The organism is Paraburkholderia yinzeri (genome assembly GCF_046581065.1).
GTDB lineage: Bacteria > Pseudomonadota > Gammaproteobacteria > Burkholderiales > Burkholderiaceae > Paraburkholderia.
The window spans coordinates 292,918-314,532 of record NZ_JBFOCJ010000003.1 but is presented as its reverse complement, the minus strand read 5'-3'; the positions used below and the strand labels follow the sequence as shown (position 1 = coordinate 314,532).

The window sequence follows — 21,615 nt, the reverse complement described above, 5'->3', positions numbered from 1 at the left end:
GCCTACCTCCTGAATCCTGAAGTCTGTTCATGCAAGACGCGCGCTCAGTGCGCCCCCATTAGCCCGCGCGCCGCGAGGTTCCGGTAGAGCGCGCGCACGCCGAAGGTCCACGGCGCCACGTCCGTGCACCGCTTCACGGTGTTCACGAGCGCGCCCAGCTCCGGCGCCGAAATCGTCACCACGTCGCCCAGATGATGCGTGAAGCCCGCACCGGGCGCATCGCGATCGAGGATCGGCGAGAACATCGTGCCGAGGAACAGCATGAAGCCGTCCGGGTACTGGTGATGTGCGCCGCAGGTCTGCGCGACGAGATCGGCCGGATCGCGGCTGATCTCGCGCATGTGGCTCACGCCGTCGAGCACGAAGCCGTCGTCGGCGCCTTCCACGCGCAGAGAAACGCTGGTCGCGCGCACCGAATCGAGCGTGAAGCGGCCGTCGAAGAGCCGCACGAACGGGCCAATTGCGCACGAGGCATTGTTGTCCTTGCACTTGCCGAGCAGCAGCGCCGACCGGCCTTCGATGTCGCGCAGATTCACGTCGTTGCCGAGCGTCGCGCCGACGATCCCGCCGCTTGCGTTCACCGCAAGCACGATTTCAGGCTCGGGGTTGTTCCAGACCGATGCGGGCAAGAGTCCGATCTCCGCGCCGAAGCCCACGGCCGACATGGGCTGCGACTTCGAGAAAACCTCCGCATCGGGCCCGATGCCGACTTCCAGATACTGCGACCAGGCCCCCCGCCGCTGCAATTCCTCTTTCAGACGCATGGCCGCATCGGAGCCAGGCTTGATCTTAGAAAGATCGGCGCCGATCAGCTCGCTGATCGTCTCGCGCACCGCGCGCGCCTTCGCGGGGTCGCCGCCCGCCTGCTCTTCGATCACGCGCTCGACGAGGCTCACGGCGAACGTGACGCCGCACGCCTTGATCGCCTGCACGTCGCAGGGTGCGAGCAGCACCGGGCCGGTCGCGTCGCCGGTTGCCGCCGCGACGAGCGCCTCCGCGCGGCCGAGCGATTCGCCCGGCGCATGACGGGCGACGTCGAGCAGGTCGGGCCGGTCGAACAGATCGGCCGTGGTGGGCACGACGGCGGTGATGTCGAAAACTTCGCCGCGCCGCACCGCGACGACGCTTGGGCCGGCCTGCGCACCGTCACGGCGCCAGACGCGGCCCACCAGCACCGCGTCGTCGAGATCGACGGGCAAACAGGCGGAAGAAGAAAGTGTGGTCATATCGGGTTCCTAGTGGGAATGGCGCGGCTCGCCGCGCTCGGCGATCACCTTCAGATAGAGCGTAGCCGGTTCGAGGCAGCCGCCGGTCGAAAGCTGCCCGACGAACTGCCGGTACAGCTCCTGCCACGGCGTTTGCGACGGGGGCACGCCGAACGTCGCGGCTTCGCGGCGGCGTTCCAGTTCGTCCTCCGGAATCAAGACGTCGACCTTGCGCGCGTTCAGATCCACGCGGATGCGGTCGTTCGTGCGCAGCAGCGCGAGGCCGCCGCCCACCGCCGCCTCGGGCGACATGTTCAGGATCGAAGGGCTCGCGGACGTGCCGCTCTGGCGCCCGTCGCCCATGCACGGCAGCGAGTCGATGCCCTGTTTGACGAGCTCCGCGGGCGGCGCCATGTTCACCACTTCCGCGCTGCCCGGGTAGCCCACCGTACCGCAGCCGCGGATTACCAGTATGCAGTGCTCATCGATTTCGAGTGCGGGGTCGTTGATGCGCGCGCGGTAATTCTCGGGGCCGTCGAACACGATCGCCCGCGCTTCGAAGACGTTTTCCGCGCCGGGCTCGCTCAGGTAGGTGCGCTGAAACGCCTCCCCGACCACCGACATCTTCATGATCGCGCTGTCGAAGAAGTTGCCCGAGAGCACCATGAATCCGGCGCCGTGCTTGAGCGGCTCGTCGTGCGGGCGGATCACGTCGCGATCGGCTTGCGGCGCCGCGGTTGCAATGTCCGCAATCGTGCGGCCCGACACCGTGGGGCAATCGCGATGCAGCAGCCCCGCTTCGTCGAGCTGGCGCAGAATCGCCGGCACGCCACCCGCGCGGTGAAAGCTCTCGCCCAGATACTCGCCGGCCGGCATGCAGTTCGCGAGCAGCGGCACCTGCTCGCCCACGCGCTGCCAGTCCGCGAGGCTCAGATCGACGCCCATGTGACGCGCAATGGCGATCAGGTGCGGTGGGCAGTTCGTCGACGCACCGAGCGCCGAAGCCACCACGATGGCGTTCTCGAACGCCGCGTGCGTCATGATCTGCGACGGGCGCACGTCTTCGCGCACGAGGTCCACGATGCGCTTGCCGGTCGTATAGGCCATTTGCCCGCGCTCGCGATAGGCTGCGGGAATGCTCGCGCAGCCCGGCAGCGACATGCCGAGCGCCTCGGCGATGCAGTTCATCGAGAGCGCCGTGCCCATCGTGTTGCAGTGCCCGATCGAAGGCGACGACGCCGTCGTGAGCTGCATGAAGCCTTCGTAATCGATCTCGCCGGTCGCCAGCAAATTGCGCGCATGCCAGATCACGGTGCCGGAGCCCACGCGCTTGCCCTCGTGCCAGCCGTCGAGCATCGGGCCACCCGAGAGCACGATCGCGGGCAGGTCCACGGTCGCCGCCGCCATCAGGCAGGCCGGCGTGGTCTTGTCGCAACCCGTGGTCAGCACCACGCCGTCTAGCGGGAAGCCGTGCAGGATTTCGACGAGCCCGAGATACGCGAGGTTACGGTCGAGCGCCGCGGTAGGCCGGCGGCTCTGCTCGGCCAGCGGATGCACGGGGAACTCCATCGGAATGCCGCCCGCATCGCGTATGCCCGCCTTCACACGCTCCGCGAGCGCAATGTGATGACGATTGCACGGCGCGAGATCGCTGCCGGTCTGCGCGATGCCGATGATCGGGCGGCCCGATTGCAGCTCTTCGCGCGTGAGGCCATAGTTCATGAAGCGCTCGACGTAGAGCGCCGTCATGTCGGCATGGGACGGATCGTCGAACCACTCCTGGCTGCGCAGCCTGCGCGGGGTTTGTGTCATGTCTCCTTCTCCTGTTCCTTTCGTCCTGCCCCGGTACGATTCGATGCGACTCGACACGATTCGTTACCGGTAACATATTTCGATGTTAGCACGGCTTCACGTGGCGTACCAAGCGTCGAGCTAAAGCGCTACCGCGCGCGTCCTCATGCGTTCTTACGCGCTTTCGCGCGGCACCACGGCGTACTCGATGCGGACCTTTTCGGGCACGCGCATGAACGACAGCGGCTCGCCAGCCGCTTCGCGCTCGCGCGCATCGAGCGCCGCGAGCAACGACTCGCCGGTGCGCAGGCCGATACCGAGCGCGTCGACGGAGACCGTCGTGATGGTCGGATGGCAGCAGGTGGCGACCTCGAAGTTGCCGAAGCCCGCAATCGCAATGTCGTCCGGCACCGCGAAACCGCGCCGCTGGCACTCCATGATCGCCCCGAAAGCCGACATGTCGCTTACGCACATCACGGCCTCGGTGTCGGGCCACTGCGCGAGCAGTTCGGCGATGGCGGGACCGCCGTGGCTCATCGTCACCGGCGCCTCGCCCAGTCTCACGACGCGCGGCGCCCCGAGACCCAGCGCCTTGACCTCCTGCTGATAGCCCTTGAGACGCTCGATGCCGCGCCGGTCGAGTTCGCCCGCGCCCGCGATAAAGCCGATGCGGCGGTATCCTTTGCCCGCCAGGTAACGCACCATCTCGCGCGTAGCCTTCGCATTCGAGAAGCCCACCACGCGATCGACAGGATCGCTGGGCCAGTCCCACATCTCGACGACGGGCACGTCGGCGCGCTCCAGCAGCGCGCGCGTCGCCTCCGTGTGTTGCGCCCCCGTCAGCGCGATCGCGCGCGGCTGGTAGCGCAGCAACTGGCGCACGAGGCGTTCCTCGCGTTCGAGCGAGTAATCGGTATCGCCGATCAGGAGTTGCAGGCCGTGCGGCTCCAGCGCAGTGGTGAGGCCTTGCACCGTGTCCGAGAAGTTCGAGCTCGACAGCGACGGCACGAGCACCGCGACGAACTCCGAACGCCCCGAGGAAAGCGCGCCGGCCGCCGCGTCGGCCACGTAGCCGAGTTCCTCGATGGCGCGCTGAACGCGTTCGCGTGTCGCCGCCGATGCGCTTCGCCCGGCCAGCACGCGCGAAACGGTCATCTTCGAGACGCCCGCCATGCGGGCCACGTCGGACATGCGGGGTGGAGTGGACTTGCTGGCGGCGGCGGGTTTGGCCATCGATCAGGGGGACGGAGGAATTGGGAATAATCGTATGATAGCTGCAAGCTAGGGCTTGGCGCGCCTTGTGGGGGGTGCTGCCGCGGGGCGCTTGTTCGCAGTTTTTGCTGTTTTGGCGTTTCCTTGTTTTCGTGGTGGTGTGCCAGGGTTGCCCCTGTGCGGGGCGGCACCTACTTTCTTTGCCGCGGCAAAGAAAGTAGGCAAAGAAAGCCGCTCACCCCGCCAGTGTGACGCCGTCCGCCACTCGCCATCGTGGGTAGTGGTTCCGGGGCGTCTGCCATCACTGGCCGTTAGCCGGAGTGACAAGGCGCTCATCCTTCCGGCGGCGCTGCGCGCGCCGAAGGGCATAACTTAAACCAGCGGTATGCACACCGAAATGCCCCGCAGCAAGGCCGGTTTCCCTTGCAGACCTGTCTGCGGCGCGCGTAGCGCGCAGCAGGAGGTATGAGCCCTTTGTCACTAACGTGGAGGGTGCGGGGTGACAGACGCTCCGGAGCCACTGGCTATTGTGGTGCGGGGTGAATGGTGGCTGGCATTAGCGGTGTGAGCGGCTTTCTTTGCCTACTTTCTTTGCCGCGGCAAAGAAAGTAGGTGCCGCCCCGCACAGGGGCAACCCTGGCAGACCACCACGAACACAAGGAAAGGCCAAAACAGCAAGCCCCTCCACAAATCACAATTTCAAAACACTCTTAGACCGCTTTAGCGGCCCAAAGCCACCCTGCACAGCGCCTGCGGCTGCCCCGCCACAGGGGCACGAAACGAGAATAGCCCCCCAGCCAGCGGCTCACGCACCAACATTCCGGTGTCCAGCCCCTTACGCGCCGTGGTCGCGTAGACCGTGCGCAAATCATCCCCGCCGAAGGCAAGCTTGGTCACATTCGAACAAGCAAACACCACCCGCCCCACGCGCGCGCCGTCCGGCGCATAACGCTCGATCCGGCCGCCGCCAAACGAGGCGCTCCACACATACCCCTGCGAATCCACCGCAAGCCCGTCCGGATAACCAGGCTCCGCATGCGCAGCAAACAACCTGCGTCCCGTAAGCTCGCCATCGCCGGCCACGTCGAACGCGTAGATCGCCCGCTCCAACGTATCGACGTGATATAGCGTGCGGCCATCGGGCGACATGGCCGGCCCATTCGTGATGACGTATCCACGATCCTGCACGCTCATCGCCCCATTGAAATCGACGCGATAAAGAACACCGCTATGAGACGTCTCCGCGTCATCCATCGAGCCGAACCAGAGACGGCCCTGCGCGTCGACATAACCATCGTTCAGGCGATTGCCGGGCCGCTCCGTTTCCACCGGCGCGGCCAGCACGAAGCTACCCTCCTCGGGCATAAAGCGATGCAGGCCGCCCTGCAGGCCCGCCAGCATCGAACCATCCTCATGCGGCACCACGAAGCCCGGCTGCGCCGGCGCGCTCCAACTCTGCCGCGCCCCCGTATCGACGTTGAAACGATGTACCTGGCACCGCTTGATATCGACGAAGTAGACCGAACGCTCGCGCGCCACCCAGACCGGCCCCTCGCCCAGTTGCGCGCCGGCCTCCCACACGCAGACGGGTGTGATCGCATTCATTCGCCGTACCAACCCGCATCCACGAAGTAATCGCGGCCCGTGCAGCGGGCAGCATCGTCCGAGGCGAGGAACAGTACCATGCGTGCAACGTGCTCGGGATCGATGCGCTCGTGCAGGCACTGCTGCGCCATGATGCGCGCCTCGCTTTCGCTGGACTGCCACAACTGCATCTGGCGCGGCGTGCGCACCGCGCCGGGAATGACGCAGTTCACGCGGATCCCGTAGTCGCCCAGATCGCGGGCAAGCCCGCGCGTGAGCCCTTCGATAGCGGCCTTCGCCGTCATGTAAACCGAGAGCCGCGGCGAAGCGAGATGCCACGAAATCGAGCCGAGATTGATGATCGAGCCGCCGCCAAGCTGGCGCATGCCTTCGGCCACCGCCTGCGCGCAGAAGAAGTGATGACGCAGGTTGACGGCCATGCGGTCGTCCCAGTAGCTCGCTTTCACGTCGCGCACGTCGTGACGGTCGTCGTTGGCCGCGTTGTTCACGAGCACCTGCACGGGTCCCGCCGCGCTCGCGATATCGGCGAAGCAGGTTTCGAGCTGTGCAATGTCACGCAGGTCGCAGCGCCGGTAGACCGGTGCGTGCTTCGCCTCGCGCAGCGAATGCGCGAGGGACGCCGAGGCGTCGTCGGCTACGTCGAGGAAGAACACGCGGGCGCCCTGCGCCGCGAACGCCTCGACCATGGCGGCACCAATGCCCGTGCCGCCGCCCGTCACCACCACCACCTTGTCGAAAAGGCTCGGGTAAATCGCGTAAGACATGGTTGCTTCTGTTCCTGAGTTCGAAAGTAAAAAGGAATTCGGCCAGGGGGCGCTGCCTCAGATCACCTGGACGTCGCTCACCATACGCCAGTCGCGCTCCAGCGTGCGAGTCGCATTGCCGGTCACCGCAAGCGTCGCGTTCAGATGGATGTCGCGGCTCGAACTGCCGATCATCAGATCGAAGTCGCCAGGCTCCACGATACGCTCGCCGCGTCCGTCGGTGAAATTGAGCATGTCCACCGGCAGGCGCACGCGCACGCGTGCCTTCTGGTGCGCCTCCACCGTGACCCGCGCGAAGGCCTTGAGCTCCTTCACGGGGCGCGACGTCGAGGCAAGCCGATCGCGCACGTACACCTGCACGACCTCGTCGCCGGACCGCTCGCCCATGTTTTCGAGCGTGAAGCTGAATTCGAACGTGCCGTCTTCGATCGGTGCGTCCGCCACGGCCAGTTGCAGATCCCCGTAGCTGAAGCGCGTATAGCCCAGCCCGAAGCCGAACGGATAGCGCGAGCCGAAGTGCCACGCAATCGGCGTCCCCGCGCTCTTGAGCCGATGATTGTAGACGTAGGGCACGGCGCCCGCGCTCGTCGGGACCGAAAGCGGCAAACGGCCGCCGAAGTTCGCCTGACCGGTCAGCAATTCGGCCAGCGCCTCGGCGCCGCGCTCGCCCGGCGCGAAGGCCATCGCCTGAGCGGCAAGACGCTCTTCCTGCCCGCCGAGGTTATAAGGACGGCCGCCCGTCATCACGACCACAGTGGGCGTGCCGGTGGCGATCACCGCGTCGACAAGGGCCTGCTGCACGCCCGGCAACGCGAGGCTGTCCGTGTCCGACCCTTCGCCGACGGTGCCCGACTGAAACAGTCCGGCGAGGTCGCCCACGAACACGATGGCCACATCGGCGCCGCGTGCGGCCTGCGCCGCTGCCGCGATGCGCGAGGTATCGCCGCTGAGCAGTTCGTCGTGAGTACTGAGCTTCTCCGTGCCCGGCGTCACGTCGCCGGGGAACACCGGCGCGCCCGCGCGACGCTCTTCGATAATGGCGCAGCCCTTCTCGTACACCACCTGCGCTTCGCCGAGCGTCTCGCGCAGCGCCTGCAGCGGGGTTTTCATGGAAGAGGTCGACTGCTCGCCGCTATTGATGAGGTGCACCGGGAAGCTATAGCCCGCGAGCAAGGCGAGCGGATCGTCGGCGGTCGGTCCGATCACCGCAACCTTCTGCCGGCCATCGTTGGCGAGCGGCAGAACGCCTTCGTTGCGCAGCAGCACGACCGACTGGCGTGCAACTTCCTGCGCGACATCGCTCGCCTCGGCACTGCTCAGGTTCACGCGTTCTGGATCGGTGTACGGATGCTCGAAGAGACCGATATCGAACTTCACGCGCAGCACGCGTGTTACGGCCGCGTCAATAGTCGCCTCGCTGATCTCGCCGCGCGCTAGCGCTTCCTTCAGGTGCAGCGCGCACTCGTGCCCCGGGAGTTCGACGTCGAGTCCGGCATTGAACGACTGGGCCGCCGCCTCGGCGGCATCGCGCGCCACGCCGTGATGCGTATAGAGCAGGTTGACGGCGGCATAGTCCGCCACGATCAGGCCGTCGAATCCCCATTTGTCGCGCAACACGCCCTGCAGCAGTTCGCGGTTCGTGTGGCACGGCACGCCGTCGATGTCGTGATAGGCCGGCATCACCGAGCCCGCGTGAGCGAGCTTGACCGCCATCTCGAAGGGCAGCATGAAAGTGTCGTTGAGCTCGCGCGGCCCGACATGAACCGGCGCGTGATTGCGCGCGCCTTCGCTCGCCGAATGGGCGACGAAGTGCTTGAGCGTCGCGACGAGGTCGCGGCGCTCGCCCTGCAGCCCTTGCACGTAGTGGCAGGCCATCACGCCCACGAGGTACGGGTCCTCGCCGAACGTTTCCTCCGTGCGGCCCCAACGCGGGTCGCGCGAAACGTCGAGCACGGGCGCGAGCCCCTGATGACAGCCGATCGAGCGCGCCTGCTCGCCGATCACCTCGCCCACGCGGCCGATCAGCGCCGGATTCCACGTTGCCGCGTAATTCAGCGGCGAGGGGAACAGCGTGGCGTCCTTGATCATCAGGCCGACGAGGCACTCTTCGTGCGCCATCACCGGGATGCCCAGACGCGTGCCCTCCACCATCTGGCGCTGCAGCGCGTTCAGCGCCTTCACGCCCTCCTTCGGGTCCACGGTATGGGTGCCAAGCGGCCGCGTGACCTGCCCGAGACCGTGACGCAGCAGCGTTTCGAGCGGCACGCCCGTGTCGCGCTGGGCGAAGTCCTCGCTGCGCCATTCGTGACGGCCGTCTTCGCGAAGCTTCAGCCATACGGCGTGCAGTTGCGCAATCTTCTCGTCCAGCGTCATGCGCGCAAGCAGGTCGGCTACACGAGCCTCGGTCGGTGCGTCGGGCCGACGGTAAACCGGGGTCTCGCTGGTGTGTTGAAGCGACATCCATTCACTCCTGACAATTGGGTTCGCAGGCAGCCGGGAGGCGCCTATACGATTAGCATTACTGATTGAAAGATCACGACGCCCGCTCTGCGGCGGACCCCGGAAAACTCAGGCGAGACGCTTCAATGCCGCTTCAATGCCGCTTCAATGCCGCTTCAACGCGATATCGCGGTCGTCGAACACGTGGCACGCCTCGGCCGGCAACGCGAGACTGACCGTATCGCCGTAGCTCAGCGTGCTGTCGCCCGCAATCTTCGCGATCAACGCCCCCGCGTCATGAGCCAAAGGCTCCGCGTGCACGTAACTGTGTTCGCCCATGCGCTCGACCAGCTTCACGCGGCAAGCCAGCGTCTGCTCGTTGCCTGCGTCCACCGCCAGGCGCAGATGCTCGGGGCGCACGCCAAGCGTCACCTTCATACCCACGCTCGCGCCGGCCGCATCCACGCGGGCACGCACGCGCTCGCCGCTTGCCAGCGCGATCACCACGCCGCCTTCGTCGGCTGCGGCCACGGTTCCCGCGAGGAAGTTCATCTTAGGGGAGCCGATGAAGCCGGCAACGAAGCGGCTCCTCGGATGGTGGTACAGATCGAGCGGCGCGCCCACCTGGGCAATGCTGCCGTGCCGTTCCATGTTCGCGCCGGTCTGCAGCAGCACGATGCGGTCGGCCAGCGCCATCGCCTCCACCTGGTCGTGCGTGACGTACACGGCGCTGGCTTCGCGGAACTCGCGATGCAGCCGCGCGATCTCCGTGCGCGTCTGCACGCGCAAAGCCGCGTCGAGGTTAGAGAGCGGCTCGTCGAAGAGGAACACACCCGGCTCGCGCACGATCGCGCGTCCGATCGCCACGCGTTGACGTTGGCCGCCCGACAGCGCGGCCGGACGCCGTTCGAGCAGCGCATCGAGCTGCAGCGCCGCGGCGGCGCGCCGGACCTTCTCGTCGATCAGCGACTTGTCCATCTTCGCCTGGCGCAGGCCGAACGCCATGTTTTCGTAGACGCTCATGTGCGGATAGAGCGCGTAGTTCTGGAACACCATCGCGACGCGGCGCTTCGCGGGCAGAACGTCGTTCATCCGTTGCCCGTCGATATGCAGCTCGCCACCCGTGATCGATTCGAGGCCCGCGATCATGCGCAGCAGCGTGGACTTGCCGCAGCCGGAGGGCCCCAGAAAGACGCAGAACTCGTTCTTGCCGATTTCGAGGTTCGCGTCGCGGATCACCGCGTGGCCATTCGCATAGGCCTTCTGTACGTTCGTGAGGGAAATGCTTGCCATGTCGTGTTATGCGAAGTTCGGTAGGCGGGCCGCATGGCCGCGCGGTTTCGTCTCGTGCGCTCGATGCCCTTGCGCGTCAGCCCTTCAGCGATCCGGCCATCATGCCCTTGATCACGCGCTCCTGGCCGAACGCGTAAGCGACGATCAGCGGCAGCGAGGTCAGCGTGACCACCGCCAGCATCGCGGGCACGTTGGACGAGTACTGCCCCTGGAAATCCCAGATGGCGAGCGGCAGCGTGCGATGCTCGGGCGTGGACGTCAGCATGTAGGCGAAGATGAACTCGTTCCACAGGCCAATGCCGTTGTAGATCGCCACAGTGGCGAGCCCCGGCCCCGAGAGCGGCAGGAAGATGCGCCAGAAAATGCTGAACGGACCGCAGCCGTCGAGCTCCGCCGCCTCTTCCAGCTCGCGCGGAATCTGCCGCATGAACTCGGAGAGGATGAAAATCGACACCGGCAGACTGAGCGCAACATAGGGGCCAATCAGCGCGAACGGCGTGTCGTAGAGTCCCAGATTGCGCGTGAGCAGATAGATCGGCACCAGCGTGGCGTGCAGCGGCACGATCATGCCCGCCACCACGAGCCCGAAGAGCATCTTGTTCAGCGCGAACTTCATGCGCGCGAAGGCATACGCGGCCATCGCGCTCACCAGCACGATCAGGACCACGGAAACGCCCACCACGAACACGCTGTTGCGGAAGTACGTGAAATACGGCCCTTCGAGCACCGCGGCGTAATTGCCGAAGTACAGGTGCGCGGGCGGCGCCCAGACTGGCGACGAATACGTCTCGTCCTGGGTCTTGAGGCTCGTTGCGACCACGAAAAGAAACGGCAGCGTGGTGACGGCCAGCCAGATCAAGGCCAGCAGCGGCACGCCCATGCGCAGGTTCGGAATGCGAAGTGCTTTCGTCGTCATGGCTCACACCTCGGTTGCGTAGCGGCGCGTGAAACGCAGCGACACCGCGGCGACCGCACAGACGATGATGAACATCGCCGAGCCGATCGTGCTGCCGTAGCCGAGCTGAAACGAGCTGAACACGGTGCGGTACATATAAGTGGCCATCAGTTCCGACGAACCCTCCGGCCCGCCTCCCGTCATCACATAGATGAGATCGAAGTAACGCAGCGAACCGAGCACGGAGAGCAGCACGGCGGTACGCACGGTGCCCTGCAGATGCGGCAACTTGATGCGCCAGAAGAGGGTCCATTCGGAGGCGCCGTCGAGCCGCGCGGCCTCGTTGACCTCGGCGGGCATCGACGAAAGGCCGGCAAGGAACAGGATCATGTAGAACGGCGTGTTCTGCCAGCAGATCACGGCAATCGTGGAGGCGAGCGAGAGATGCGGGTCGCCGAGCCAGTCCTGCGCAAGCGCGTCGAACCCGAGCGCGCGCAGCCCGACATTGAGCGGGCCGAAGTTCGGATCGTAGACGTTCTTGAACAGCACGCCGATCGCCACGCTCGACATGAGCAGCGGCAGGAAGTAGAGAATCTTGAGCAGGCGCGAACCGCGCCCGGCCTTTTCGAGCAGCACCGCCAGCGCAAGCGCAATGGGCAGCTCGACGACGATCGACGTCACGGCGAGAATCACGTTGTTCGCGAACGCCTGCCAGAACACGGTATCGTGTGCGAGATGGACCCAGTTCGAGAGCCCCACGTAGCGGGCGTTGCTGCCCAGGCCGTTCCAGTCGAGCAGCGAAAGCCGCAGGCTGGAGATGAGCGGATAGAGCAGGAACACCGCGAGCAGCGCAATCGCGGGCGCAAGAAACACGGCGGCGACGAGCCCTTGCGTGGAGATGCGCAGACGGCGTTCGGGTACGGCGGAAAGGACGATGTTCACGAGCTTGTCTGCCTGCCGGCGCTTTTTACGGCGCCGGCAGGACTTTCCTGTGGGACGGTCTCTGTCTCTGTCGATCAGCTACCCGCTTTCGCGGCGGCTTCCATCTGCTGCGCGGCGGCCTCAGGCGTCACCGAAAGACCGAACAGCGACTGCGTGGTGTCCTTGTGCAGTTCGCCAAGGGCCGGCGGCAGGGCCTGGTCATACCAGAGCTGGACGTTCGGCGCGTCCACGATCAGGGTCTGCAGACGCTTGAGGAACGGATCGTCGATCTGGATGTTCTTGACCGGCGGAATCTTGTGATCGCCCACGCGCGCCTGCATCGACTGATCGTCGGTCAGGGCCTGGATCAGCTTGAACGCCTTCTCCGGATACTTGCACTCGGTCGAGACGCTCAGGAAGCCGTCTCCCACCGTGCCGATCACGTCGCGCGGATCGCCCTTGCCGCCCGGCACGCTCGGGAACGGGAAAAAGTCGAGCTTCTTCGAGAACGCCGGGTCTTCGTTCGCGATCGTGGACGCTTCCCAGCCGCCCATCAGCTCCATCGCCGCACGGCCCGAATACAGCAGGCGACGCGAGGCGCCCACGTCGTAATCGAGACCGTTATAGCCCTGTGCGAATGCGCCCGCCTTCACGAGCTGCTGGATATACTTGCCCGCCTCGACGAACGCCGGATCGCCAAAGCCCTTGCCGGTGCCGGCCACCGCGTCGCGCACGACCTGCGGGCCGCCGATGCGGTCGACGAGATACATGTAGTACATCGAACCAGTCCACTTGTTCTTGTTGGCCAGCGCGAACGGCGCCACGCCATGCGACGTGAGCACCTTCACCACGTGCATCAGATCGTCCCAGGTCCTGGGCGGCGTCAGGCCATATTGCTGGAAGAGTTCCTTGTTGTAGAAGATCACCGCCGCCGAGGCGTTTTCGGCCGCGACGCCATAGGTCTTGCCGTCGAACGTCACCGCGCTCCAGGAGGCCGGCAGGAAGCGATCGCGGTAAGACGGGTCCTTCTGCAGATACGGCGTGAGGTCGACCACCTGACCGGACTTCACGTACTCATGCAGCGGGCCGCCGCCCCACGTGGCGAACACGCACGGCGGCTGGTTGGCGCCGAACGCGACTTTCAGCTTGGTCTTGTAGGCATCGTTCAGGATGTGCGAGTTCTCGACCTTGTAGCCCGGGTTCGCCTTCTCGAAACGATCGGATGCGTCCCGCAGGATCTTGCTCGACGACACATTGGTCTGCTGGTCCCACGTCGTGATCACCTTCGCATCCTGCGCATGGACCACGCCGCCCAAGGTCAGCGATGAAAGCAGCGCCGCCGCGCCCATCGCCTTCTTCGATACCACCGCATACGCCATCTGATGTCTCCTGTCGTTCGTGTTGTGAGTTAATCAACGTTAGGAACGTTAGCCTTAACGTTATGGAATGGTAGTTATATCGTTCTGCCATCGCCAGAGGGGGTTAACCCGCGACCATGCTCTGTTTCCCACAAACGCCCGCCCTGGTGGCTGGCTGTCCCTGCAATAAGGCTGCAAGGCTGGCTGCGAAGCCGATTGAAGCGAGGCCGGTTGCCCGCCATTCTGGTTCTGTTAGAATACCCGCCGACATAACGATATCGCTAACGGCCCAAGGCCGGCGCTAACTTACTTACCAACAAGCTCGTCACGGCATGACCAAGCAAAACCCCACGCTGGCAGACGTCGCGCGACTGGCTGGCGTTTCGCAGATGACCGCGTCGCGCGCGCTGAACGGACGCCCCGGCGTTTCGCGCGAAACGCGCGACGAAGTGGTACGCATTGCGTCCGACATCGGCTATGTCGTCAACCGCACCGCGCAAAAGCTCTCGGGCGGCCAGAACGGCATCATCGGCATCATTACGCCCACGCTCGACACGCAGTTCGCCAGCGAACTGATACTCGGCGCGGGACGCGCGGCGCGTGCGGCGGGTTGCGAGGTGCTGGTCTATACCGTCTCCGACGACAGCCGCTCGCACCCGGAAGTGCTCAAGCTCGTGCGCCAGTTCTCCGATGGCCTGATCGCGATCCTGCCGCGCGAGACGATGTGCCTCGATTCGCTCGCCGCCGCCAGCGTGCCCGTCGTCGTCGTGGATCAGCGCGGCACGTTGAACCGTTTTCCTTCGGTCTCCGTAGATAACTATGGCGGTGCCTGCATGGCGGTGGAGCATCTGGTCGAGCTCGGGCACAAGCGCATCGCGTTCCTGGGCGGCGACGAAGCGATCGAAGGCGTGCGCGACCGCCAGCGCGGCTATCACGACACGCTGGCCCGGCACGGGCTGCCGCACGACCCCGAACTGATCGTCACCGGCGATCTTTCGCAGATCACCGCATTCGAAGTGGCCTCCGGCCTGCTCGACCAGCCCAATCCGCCCACCGCCGTCTTCACGGCCAACGACCAGAGCGCGTTCGGTGTCATCGCCGCCGCGCGCGAGGCGGGGCTGCGCGTTCCGAAGGACATTTCCGTGATCGGCTTCGACGACATTCCGATGGCCGAGCAGTTTCACCCGCCGCTGACGACCGTACGCCAGCCCTTCCAGCAGATGGCAAGTTCCGCGGTCAATACGCTGCTCGCGCAGATCAGCGGCCTCGACACGACGTCGCAACGCACGACGTTTCCTGCCGAACTCGTCGTGCGCAATTCCACCGGCCCTGCGCCGTTCGGTCAGCGGCAGACGGCTGCCGCGCGCAAGACCCGCGCCGGCTGACCCGGCGCCGCTCGCGAACGCGCTGGCCATCCCGCCACCCCGGCGGGAACGCGACCGGCTCAGCGCGACTCCGGATTGAAGTGAATGATGGCCTCACGCAGCGCCGCGATGGGCTGCTTGCGGCGGGCTGCATAGCGCCGGATCTCGATCGTGGGCTGCCCGTGGTCCGTGACGATCAGGCTTTCCCCCAAGGTCTCCACCTGCCTGAACAGTTCGCAAGCCTTCGTTTTGAACACCGCCTTCGATACCCGTCGCTCCACTTTCTATCTCCTGTCCCTTTTCCGTATTACGCGCCTGCGGCCTTGTCAGACCAGCGTTTTGTTATCGGTAACGCGACGATATCACACGGTGCTCTTTCGACAAAATTTTCAAGCTGAGGGAGAACCCCGAAGCCGCTTCGGCTTGCACCAAGCTGATACGCCATCATCAGCATAACTGATCATTTCCGAAGACCTCCGGCGATATCGCTCCGCACCGCTCCGGCACCCTGCCCCATGCGTGTTGTCTGCCTGCAACAGGCCTTGTGCAGTTCTTGCCACATCACGCTGGCCTGAGCCCTGCTTCGCCCGACCGCGCTCGCCTTCGGCAGGCTTTAACCGAGGCACGCGAAACGACGTCCTTTACCTCCCGGAAGAAAGCGACCAGACGATGTGACCAGACTGAAACCGCGCGGCGTTACACGCGCCTGGCAAGCGGATTTTCGTCAGCGTTTTCCTGATCCATCAAAGTAGCAGTCCTTGAGACCTGGCTGTCTAGAATCTCGCTCGAAACGCTCACGAGCGCTTTCACATCCTGCGTGACAAAAACAGACTTTCGACCATGGACGAGACAACGAGCTACAGGTTCAACATGAAAAAAAGCATCATCGCTCTTTCCCTGCTCGCGTTGACCGCGGGCGCTCATGCCCAGAGCAGCGTGACGCTGTATGGCCGCATCGACAACGGCCTCGTCTACCGCACCGGCGTTCCGGGCGGCAATGTGTTCGGCGCGCAAAGCGGCGGCTGGGGCGAGTCGTGGTGGGGCCTGCTGGGCTCCGAAGACCTCGGCGGCGGCAGCAAGGCCATCTTCCAGCTGGAAAGCGGCTTTAGCGCAATGACCGGCAACGTGCAGAACGGCAGTCTCTTTGGCCGTCATGCCACGGTCGGTCTGAGCAACGACCGTTTCGGCACCTTCAAGCTCGGCAACATCGGCGCCGGCGAGATCTCGCAGGACAGCTGGGACATCGACCCGCAACTGATGCAGCAGTACGCGATCGCGACGCTCGTGCGCGGACGCAACTGGGCGCAAGCCGGCAACGGTGCCGAGTACACGTCGCCGTCGATGGGCGGGCTGACCCTCAAGGGCCAGTACGAGCTCACCAACAGCCCGTCGTGGAACAGCGCACCCGGCTGTAGCGCGTCGAGTTCGAGCCCGTGCGGCAGCGGTCCCGCCCAGGTGGGCGGCGGCCAGGGGCGCGCCGACGGCTTCAAGGCGATGTACACGGGCGGCAGCTTCGAACTGCTTGCGATCTACGACGAAACGCGCGACACCAACGGCAAGTTCGACAACGTCTACCAGTACTCGCGCTCGGCCATGGCCGGCGGCAACCTGACGTGGGGTCCGCTCAAGGCCTTCGTCGGCTACCAGCATCTGGCCGCGCCCGATGGCTCGTACGGCAGCTACGGCGTGACGCCGGGCACCCTGCCGGGCGGCGCAACGCCGGTCACGGCCGTGGACCACGAATGGCTCGGTCTCGCCTGGCAGGCCAACGCCGCCGTGGCGCTCACGGGCGCGGTGTACCACGCCAACGCGAACAACGGCAACGGCAACGCGACGATGTACACGCTGGCCGGCACCTATAACCTCTCGAAGCGCACGTTCCTCTACACCGAACTCGCCTACGTGGAGAACAGCAAGACGTCGAACGTGGGTCTCGGCAACGGCTACGCCGATCCGTACGGCCCGAACACCAACCAGGGCGGCACGAGCCAGACGCCGAACTACGGCAGCGGCCAGTTCGGCGCGATCGCGGGCATCATGACGCAGTTCTGAGGCCCGGCATCACCGGCATGCCGCGCGCGATGTGCGGCATGCCGTCTGCTTCACTTTCTCCGCAGTACCTTCATTTCAACCCGGCACGACCGCGATCCCTACTTGCGGTCTGCCGGTCTTTTTTCCGTCACCCGGCACCCCGCACGCCGATCACCAGACCGTTTCCACGTAAGCCAAGGCCCCGATCTGCGCCTCGGGCGTCACGAGCGCGCAGCCATGCGTGTAAGCGGTTGCGGCAATCAGGCGCTGATGCGAACTCAGCTCCGAAGAGGTCGAAGCCGCGCGAACCGCTATCGCCGTGCTCACGGGTATCGTGCGCACGCCTTCGATCGCCACCAGCGCCGACAGCCAGCTACGCGTGTCCATGGCCAGCGCGAGCCGGCCGTCTTCCACGAACTGCGCCACATCCAGCAGCGTGATCGTCGAAATGAGGATGTCGCCGCCGTTCAACTCGGTTTCGATGGCGTTGCGCGCCGCCTCGCCCAGGTCCTCTCTCCCGCTCAACCAGTAGACGAGGGCCAGGGTGTCGAGCGCGATCACGTGATCACCCCGCCGTCCGGTGGAACACGGGTGGGCAGGCCGAATGCGGCCTTGGGGCTCTTCTCGTTCATCGCGAATCTCCAAACCTTCCAGATTTTGTTTTGCCACGTCCATCCTGTGCCGGGACATGGTCTCAGGCGGTAAATGTTAGCGATAACGTCCGGCGATGTCATGCGAGGGAATTCCCGGTCCTGGTGCATCCGCGCGGCTTGCCGCCCGGCGCCAGCCGTGCTAATTTAGTTACCGGTAACAAACCGGCACGGAAACCGGCTGCACGTCTCCGTGATGCCGCAAGACGCGGAAGACACACAGAGAAGAAGGAGACACCCCCGTGACAACGCTCAGCCAGGCCGCTGCTTCCCCTGCCGTCATAGACGAAGCGGAGGAGCAGCTCTACCGCAAGGTATTGCGCCGCATCCTGCCGTTGCTGCTGCTCTGCTACGTCGTGGCCTATCTGGACCGCGTCAATGTGGGCTTCGCGAAGCTGCAGATGCTCGACTCGCTCGGCATGAGCGATGGCGTTTATGCCGTGGGCGCCAGCATCTTCTTCTGGGGTTACTTCTTCTTCGAGATTCCCAGCAACCTGCTGCTGCACCGCTACGGCGCACGCTTCTGGATCGCGCGCATCATGGTGACCTGGGGGATCGTCTCGTCGTCGCTGGCATTCATCGCGCCGCTCGCGCGGTTCTTCCATGTCGAAGCCTCGACGATGTTCTATCTCCTCCGGTTTCTGCTGGGCGCCTGCGAGGCGGGCTTCTTCCCGGGCATCATCCTCTACATGAACTACTGGTTCCCGGCGCGTCGCCAGAGCGTCGCGATGTCGGGATTCCTGATCGCCATTCCTGTGAGCTTGACGCTTGGCGGCGTCGTCTCGGGCTGGCTGATGGAAAACATCCACGGTCTCTTCGGCATGAGCGGCTGGCAGTGGATGCTGCTGCTGGAAGGCGTGCCGTCCATTCTCGTCGCCGTGATCGTGCTGCTCACGATGGGCGACGGCATCGCGTCCGCAAAGTGGCTCACAGCGGCCGAAAAGACGCTGCTGCAACGAAACCTGGAACAGGAAGGCACGAAGAAGGCGCACAGCATGGCCGCCGGGCTGAAGAGCCCGCAGGTGTGGCTCCTCACCTTCATCCTGCTGACCTTCAACACCGGCTTCTATGGCCTCGCGTTCTGGCTGCCGTCCATCATCCGCGCTTCCGGCGTGACGAGCCCGCTGCACATCGGCCTCCTGACCGCCATTCCCTACCTCAGCGCCGTGGTCGCGATGATCTGGAACGCCTCGCATTCGCGCAAGACCGGCGAGCGGCGGCTGCACGCGGCCGTTCCCGCGTTCATCGGCGGCGTCGGATTGATGCTGAGCGCCTTTTTCGCCCACAACGTCCCGCTTTCGATCGCATTCCTTACGATTTCCACCTGCGCGATTCTGGGGCTCATGCCGATTTACTGGACGTTCCCTGGCCAGATACTCTCCGGCACGGCCGCCGCCGCAGGCATCGCCCTCATCAATTCGGTCGGCAATCTCTCCGGCTTCACGGGCTCGATGATCACCAGCGTGGCAAAGGACCTGACCGGCGACATCAACAACGGCACCTACGCGCTCGGCGCCTGCCTGCTCGTGAGCTGCGTCCTGATCCTCTCGATTCCGAAGGCCATGCTGAACCGCGAGTCGTCCGATCGCGGTCAGGCGCAGTAACGCAAGCGTAACGGCGCGGTCCGCCTACTCCCCGATCCACGACCCGCGCAGATCGCTTTCGTGCAGCAGTTGCAGCAGCGTTCCGGCGGGACGGCTCAACCGCTTCGCCGCGAGCACGATGAACTCCACGTCGGGCAGCGCGGGCAGGCTCGCCGCGTTGACGGGCGGCACGAGTCCGCGCGCCGAGAGGTATTGCGGCCGCACGGTAATGCCAAGGCCGCCGCGCGCCGCCGCAATACAGCCGGCGTGGCTGCTGCTCGTGCACACCACCTGCCAGCGGAAATCCGTCTGCGCAAGCATGTCGAGCACGACGGCGCGCGTCACGCTGGGCTCGGCCACGAGTATCAGCGGCAGCGGCTGTGTCAGGTCCACCAGCGTACCCGTGCGCGCGAGCCACTCCAGCCGCCCGGTGAAGAGCGGCACGCCGCGCTTGTCGCCCAGGCGCCGCTTGCCCACCATCAGATCGATCGCGCCGGCGTCCAGCAGGTCATAGAGCTTGCCGGTCATGCCGATGGTGATCTCCAGTTCCACATCGGGATGCGCGTTGCGAAAGGCCGCGAGCACGGTCGGCAGCGGGCCGAGGGCGACGTCGTCGGACGAGCCCAGACGCACGCGCCCCTTGAGCCGCGGCGCGCGGAACTGCGCCTCCGCACGGTTGATGGCCTGCAGGATCGCGCTCGCGTGCGCGAGCATGGCCTCGCCGTCGGGCGTCATGGCGAGCGAGTGGGTGTCCCGCACGAACAGCCGCCGGCCAACCGCGTGTTCGAGACGGCGGACATGGTCGCTGACGCTCGACTGCGTGAGGCCGAGCTGGCGCCCCGCCTCGGTAAAGCTGTGACAGGCGGCAACGGTCGCGAAGGTCTTGAGCCAGGTGGGATTGAGCATAAGGCATTGTTATCGGTAAAGCCGATGACAGTCAACGTCGCCAGTGGGGTTCCCGATTGCCCCCAATGACAATATGATTGACGGGTCCCGACAAGTGCGCAAAGGGTTGAATCGCGCGCACGCCATGCGCCGCCAACCCACGCCCGCCCCGGGCGATGGCGCCCCACCCGTACCGATGAACAAGGATTCAAGCCATACCGCGTTGCTGTGGATCGTCGCCGCCGGCTTTTTCATGCAGGCGCTCGATACCACCATCGTCAATACCGCCCTGCCGTCCATTGCGCACAGCCTGGGCGTGAAGCCGCTCATGATGCAGCCGGCCATCGTCGCCTACACGCTGACCATGGCCATGCTCACGCCCGCCTCCGGCTGGCTCGCCGACCGTTTCGGCACGCGCCGCGTCTATTTCGCAGCCATTCTGATTTTCGTGCTCGGCTCGCTGTGCTGCGCGAGTTCCCATACGCTCGGGCAACTGGTGGTCGCGCGCGTGCTTCAAGGCGTGGGCGGGTCGATGCTGCTGCCCATCGGCCGGCTTGCCGTGCTGCGCGCCGTGAGCGGCGAGCAGTACGTTTCGGCGCTCGCGATGATTTCGGTGGCGGGCCAGGCCGGTCCGATCGTCGGGCCGACGCTGGGCGGCTGGTTCGTCGAGGCCTTTTCCTGGCACTGGATTTTTCTCATCAACGTGCCGATCGGCGCGGTCGGCCTGATCGCGGTGCTGCGCTACCTGCCGCGCGCGGCGGGCACGGCCGCGCCGCCGTTCGACGTGGCTGGCTGCGCGCTGCTCTCGCTGTGCATGATCGCGTTTTCGCTCGCCGTGGACGTGCCCATGCATTCGCATCGCGCCGCGTGGTCCGTCGCGCTCTTCGTGCTGGGACTCGCCACCGCGCTCGCCTATGTGCCCTATGCGCGGCGCCGCGCGAATCCGCTCTTCAAGCTCGCGCTCTTTCGCGAGCCGAATTTCAGCGTCGGCCTGATCGGCAATCTCGTGTGCCGGATCGGTTCGAGCGCGGTGCCGTTTCTCGTACCGCTCCTCATGCAGCTCGAACTCGGCTACACGCCGCTGCACTCCGGCCTGATGATGCTGCCCGCCGCGCTCGCCGGCGCGCTCGCCAAGCGCTGGATCGCGCCGCTGATCCGCCGCTACGGCTACGACCTGTTCCTGCTCGTGAACACGCTCATTGTCGGCGGATCGATCGTTGCGTTCGCACTGATCTCGCGCGGCACGCCGCTCGCCGTGCAAATGGCGGTGCTGGCCGTGTTCGGCGCGGCCAATTCGATGCAGTTCGCCGCCATGAACAGCATCACGCTCAAGGGGCTCTCGCACGAAGACGCCGGCAGCGGCAACAGCCTCTTTTCGATGGTGCAGATGCTGGCCATGGGGCTGGGCGTCTCGATTGGCGGCGCGCTCGTCACGCTGTTCGCCGATCAGTGGGGCACGATCACGGCGGGGTTCCGCATGAGCTTCGCCTGCGTTGGGGCCATCACGCTGCTCTCCGCGCTGATCTTCCGCCGCATCGACGAGAGCCCGGCTGCCGGCGCCGCCGTGAAGACGGCGGCTGCGGGCGGCCGCTAGCGGCCACACGGGCGCCGGCCTCCGC

The 21,615-nt window shown here is 65.5% G+C and carries 17 protein-coding genes; 4 read left to right on the top strand and 13 right to left on the bottom strand.

Features of this window, described 5'->3' with window-relative positions:
- Positions 1-44: 44 nt before the first annotated feature.
- The 10 genes from WJ542_RS28195 to WJ542_RS28150 all read right to left on the bottom strand — a co-directional run bounded on the left by WJ542_RS28195 (position 45) and on the right by WJ542_RS28150 (position 13,504).
- Positions 45-1,226 (bottom strand): fumarylacetoacetate hydrolase family protein, encoded by a 1,182-nt coding sequence (locus WJ542_RS28195; RefSeq protein ID WP_411192850.1) that lies wholly within the window; start codon positions 1,224-1,226, stop codon positions 45-47.
- Positions 1,227-1,235: 9 nt separating this feature from the next.
- Entirely contained in the window at positions 1,236-3,017 is a 1,782-nt protein-coding gene (locus tag WJ542_RS28190) for an IlvD/Edd family dehydratase (RefSeq protein WP_411192849.1), read from the bottom strand.
- Positions 3,018-3,170: 153 nt separating this feature from the next.
- Positions 3,171-4,187, bottom strand: coding sequence for a LacI family DNA-binding transcriptional regulator (locus tag WJ542_RS28185; protein ID WP_411192848.1), 1,017 nt, complete (start codon positions 4,185-4,187; stop codon positions 3,171-3,173).
- Positions 4,188-4,928: 741 nt separating this feature from the next.
- Entirely contained in the window at positions 4,929-5,813 is an 885-nt protein-coding gene (locus WJ542_RS28180; RefSeq protein ID WP_411192847.1) for an SMP-30/gluconolactonase/LRE family protein, read from the bottom strand.
- Positions 5,810-6,577, bottom strand: coding sequence for a D-xylose 1-dehydrogenase (xylB, locus tag WJ542_RS28175; RefSeq protein ID WP_411192846.1), 768 nt, complete (start codon positions 6,575-6,577; stop codon positions 5,810-5,812). Before xylB ends, WJ542_RS28180 begins: the two co-directional genes overlap by 4 nt.
- Positions 6,578-6,634: 57 nt before the next feature.
- On the bottom strand, positions 6,635-9,037 hold the full coding sequence (locus tag WJ542_RS28170; protein WP_411192845.1) for a glycoside hydrolase family 3 N-terminal domain-containing protein: 2,403 nt from the start codon (positions 9,035-9,037) through the stop codon (positions 6,635-6,637).
- Between the two features lie 144 nt (positions 9,038-9,181).
- Positions 9,182-10,309, bottom strand: coding sequence for an ABC transporter ATP-binding protein (locus WJ542_RS28165; RefSeq protein ID WP_411192844.1), 1,128 nt, complete (start codon positions 10,307-10,309; stop codon positions 9,182-9,184).
- A 76-nt stretch (positions 10,310-10,385) separates the two neighbouring features.
- The gene (locus WJ542_RS28160; protein ID WP_411192843.1) at positions 10,386-11,225 is read right to left on the bottom strand and encodes a carbohydrate ABC transporter permease; all 840 of its coding nucleotides are present in this window, start codon (positions 11,223-11,225) and stop codon (positions 10,386-10,388) included.
- Positions 11,226-11,228: 3 nt separating this feature from the next.
- Positions 11,229-12,146 carry a carbohydrate ABC transporter permease gene (locus WJ542_RS28155; RefSeq protein WP_411192842.1) on the bottom strand — a complete coding sequence of 306 codons (918 nt, stop codon included), beginning with the start codon at positions 12,144-12,146 and terminating at the stop codon, positions 11,229-11,231.
- A 74-nt stretch (positions 12,147-12,220) separates the two neighbouring features.
- Positions 12,221-13,504: an extracellular solute-binding protein gene (locus tag WJ542_RS28150; RefSeq protein WP_411192841.1), complete on the bottom strand. Its 1,284-nt coding sequence runs from the start codon at positions 13,502-13,504 to the stop codon at positions 12,221-12,223.
- Between the two features lie 311 nt (positions 13,505-13,815).
- On the opposite strand from WJ542_RS28150, the gene WJ542_RS28145 reads away from it, so the two are divergent.
- The gene (locus WJ542_RS28145) at positions 13,816-14,868 is read left to right on the top strand and encodes a LacI family DNA-binding transcriptional regulator (RefSeq protein WP_411192840.1); all 1,053 of its coding nucleotides are present in this window, start codon (positions 13,816-13,818) and stop codon (positions 14,866-14,868) included.
- A gap of 59 nt (positions 14,869-14,927) precedes the next feature.
- On the opposite strand, the gene WJ542_RS28140 is transcribed toward WJ542_RS28145, so the two are convergent.
- The gene (locus WJ542_RS28140) at positions 14,928-15,128 is read right to left on the bottom strand and encodes a type II toxin-antitoxin system Phd/YefM family antitoxin (RefSeq protein ID WP_411192839.1); all 201 of its coding nucleotides are present in this window, start codon (positions 15,126-15,128) and stop codon (positions 14,928-14,930) included.
- A gap of 589 nt (positions 15,129-15,717) precedes the next feature.
- Here WJ542_RS28140 and WJ542_RS28135 point away from each other — a divergent pair.
- Positions 15,718-16,899 (top strand): porin, encoded by a 1,182-nt coding sequence (locus WJ542_RS28135; protein WP_411192838.1) that lies wholly within the window; start codon positions 15,718-15,720, stop codon positions 16,897-16,899.
- Positions 16,900-17,049: 150 nt separating this feature from the next.
- On the opposite strand, the gene WJ542_RS28130 is transcribed toward WJ542_RS28135, so the two are convergent.
- The gene (locus tag WJ542_RS28130; protein WP_411192837.1) at positions 17,050-17,439 is read right to left on the bottom strand and encodes a type II toxin-antitoxin system VapC family toxin; all 390 of its coding nucleotides are present in this window, start codon (positions 17,437-17,439) and stop codon (positions 17,050-17,052) included.
- Positions 17,440-17,770: 331 nt separating this feature from the next.
- Here WJ542_RS28130 and WJ542_RS28125 point away from each other — a divergent pair, with 331 nt between their 5' ends.
- Positions 17,771-19,132 (top strand): MFS transporter, encoded by a 1,362-nt coding sequence (locus tag WJ542_RS28125; protein ID WP_411192836.1) that lies wholly within the window; start codon positions 17,771-17,773, stop codon positions 19,130-19,132.
- Between the two features lie 24 nt (positions 19,133-19,156).
- Here WJ542_RS28125 and WJ542_RS28120 read toward each other — a convergent pair whose 3' ends face one another.
- Positions 19,157-20,017 (bottom strand): LysR family transcriptional regulator, encoded by an 861-nt coding sequence (locus WJ542_RS28120; protein WP_411192835.1) that lies wholly within the window; start codon positions 20,015-20,017, stop codon positions 19,157-19,159.
- A gap of 175 nt (positions 20,018-20,192) precedes the next feature.
- Between WJ542_RS28120 and mdtD the strand changes: the two genes are divergently transcribed.
- On the top strand, positions 20,193-21,590 hold the full coding sequence (gene mdtD, locus WJ542_RS28115; protein WP_411192834.1) for a multidrug transporter subunit MdtD: 1,398 nt from the start codon (positions 20,193-20,195) through the stop codon (positions 21,588-21,590).
- Positions 21,591-21,615 lie beyond the last annotated feature (25 nt).

Bases quoted from the DNA above. Each gene is read 5' to 3' on its own strand.
- WJ542_RS28160 (WP_411192843.1), bottom strand. From the start codon at position 11,225: ATGACGACGAAAGCACTTCGCATTCCGAACCTGCGCATGGGCGTGCCG.
- WJ542_RS28170 (WP_411192845.1), bottom strand. From the start codon at position 9,037: ATGTCGCTTCAACACACCAGCGAGACCCCGGTTTACCGTCGGCCCGAC.
- WJ542_RS28165 (WP_411192844.1), bottom strand. From the start codon at position 10,309: ATGGCAAGCATTTCCCTCACGAACGTACAGAAGGCCTATGCGAATGGC.
- WJ542_RS28145 (WP_411192840.1), top strand. From the start codon at position 13,816: ATGACCAAGCAAAACCCCACGCTGGCAGACGTCGCGCGACTGGCTGGC.
- WJ542_RS28150 (WP_411192841.1), bottom strand. From the start codon at position 13,504: ATGGCGTATGCGGTGGTATCGAAGAAGGCGATGGGCGCGGCGGCGCTG.
- WJ542_RS28190 (WP_411192849.1), bottom strand. From the start codon at position 3,017: ATGACACAAACCCCGCGCAGGCTGCGCAGCCAGGAGTGGTTCGACGAT.
- WJ542_RS28185 (WP_411192848.1), bottom strand. From the start codon at position 4,187: ATGTCCGACGTGGCCCGCATGGCGGGCGTCTCGAAGATGACCGTTTCG.
- xylB (WP_411192846.1), bottom strand. From the start codon at position 6,577: ATGTCTTACGCGATTTACCCGAGCCTTTTCGACAAGGTGGTGGTGGTG.
- WJ542_RS28135 (WP_411192838.1), top strand. From the start codon at position 15,718: ATGAAAAAAAGCATCATCGCTCTTTCCCTGCTCGCGTTGACCGCGGGC.
- WJ542_RS28120 (WP_411192835.1), bottom strand. From the start codon at position 20,017: ATGCTCAATCCCACCTGGCTCAAGACCTTCGCGACCGTTGCCGCCTGT.
- WJ542_RS28180 (WP_411192847.1), bottom strand. From the start codon at position 5,813: ATGAATGCGATCACACCCGTCTGCGTGTGGGAGGCCGGCGCGCAACTG.
- mdtD (WP_411192834.1), top strand. From the start codon at position 20,193: ATGAACAAGGATTCAAGCCATACCGCGTTGCTGTGGATCGTCGCCGCC.
- WJ542_RS28195 (WP_411192850.1), bottom strand. From the start codon at position 1,226: ATGACCACACTTTCTTCTTCCGCCTGTTTGCCCGTCGATCTCGACGAC.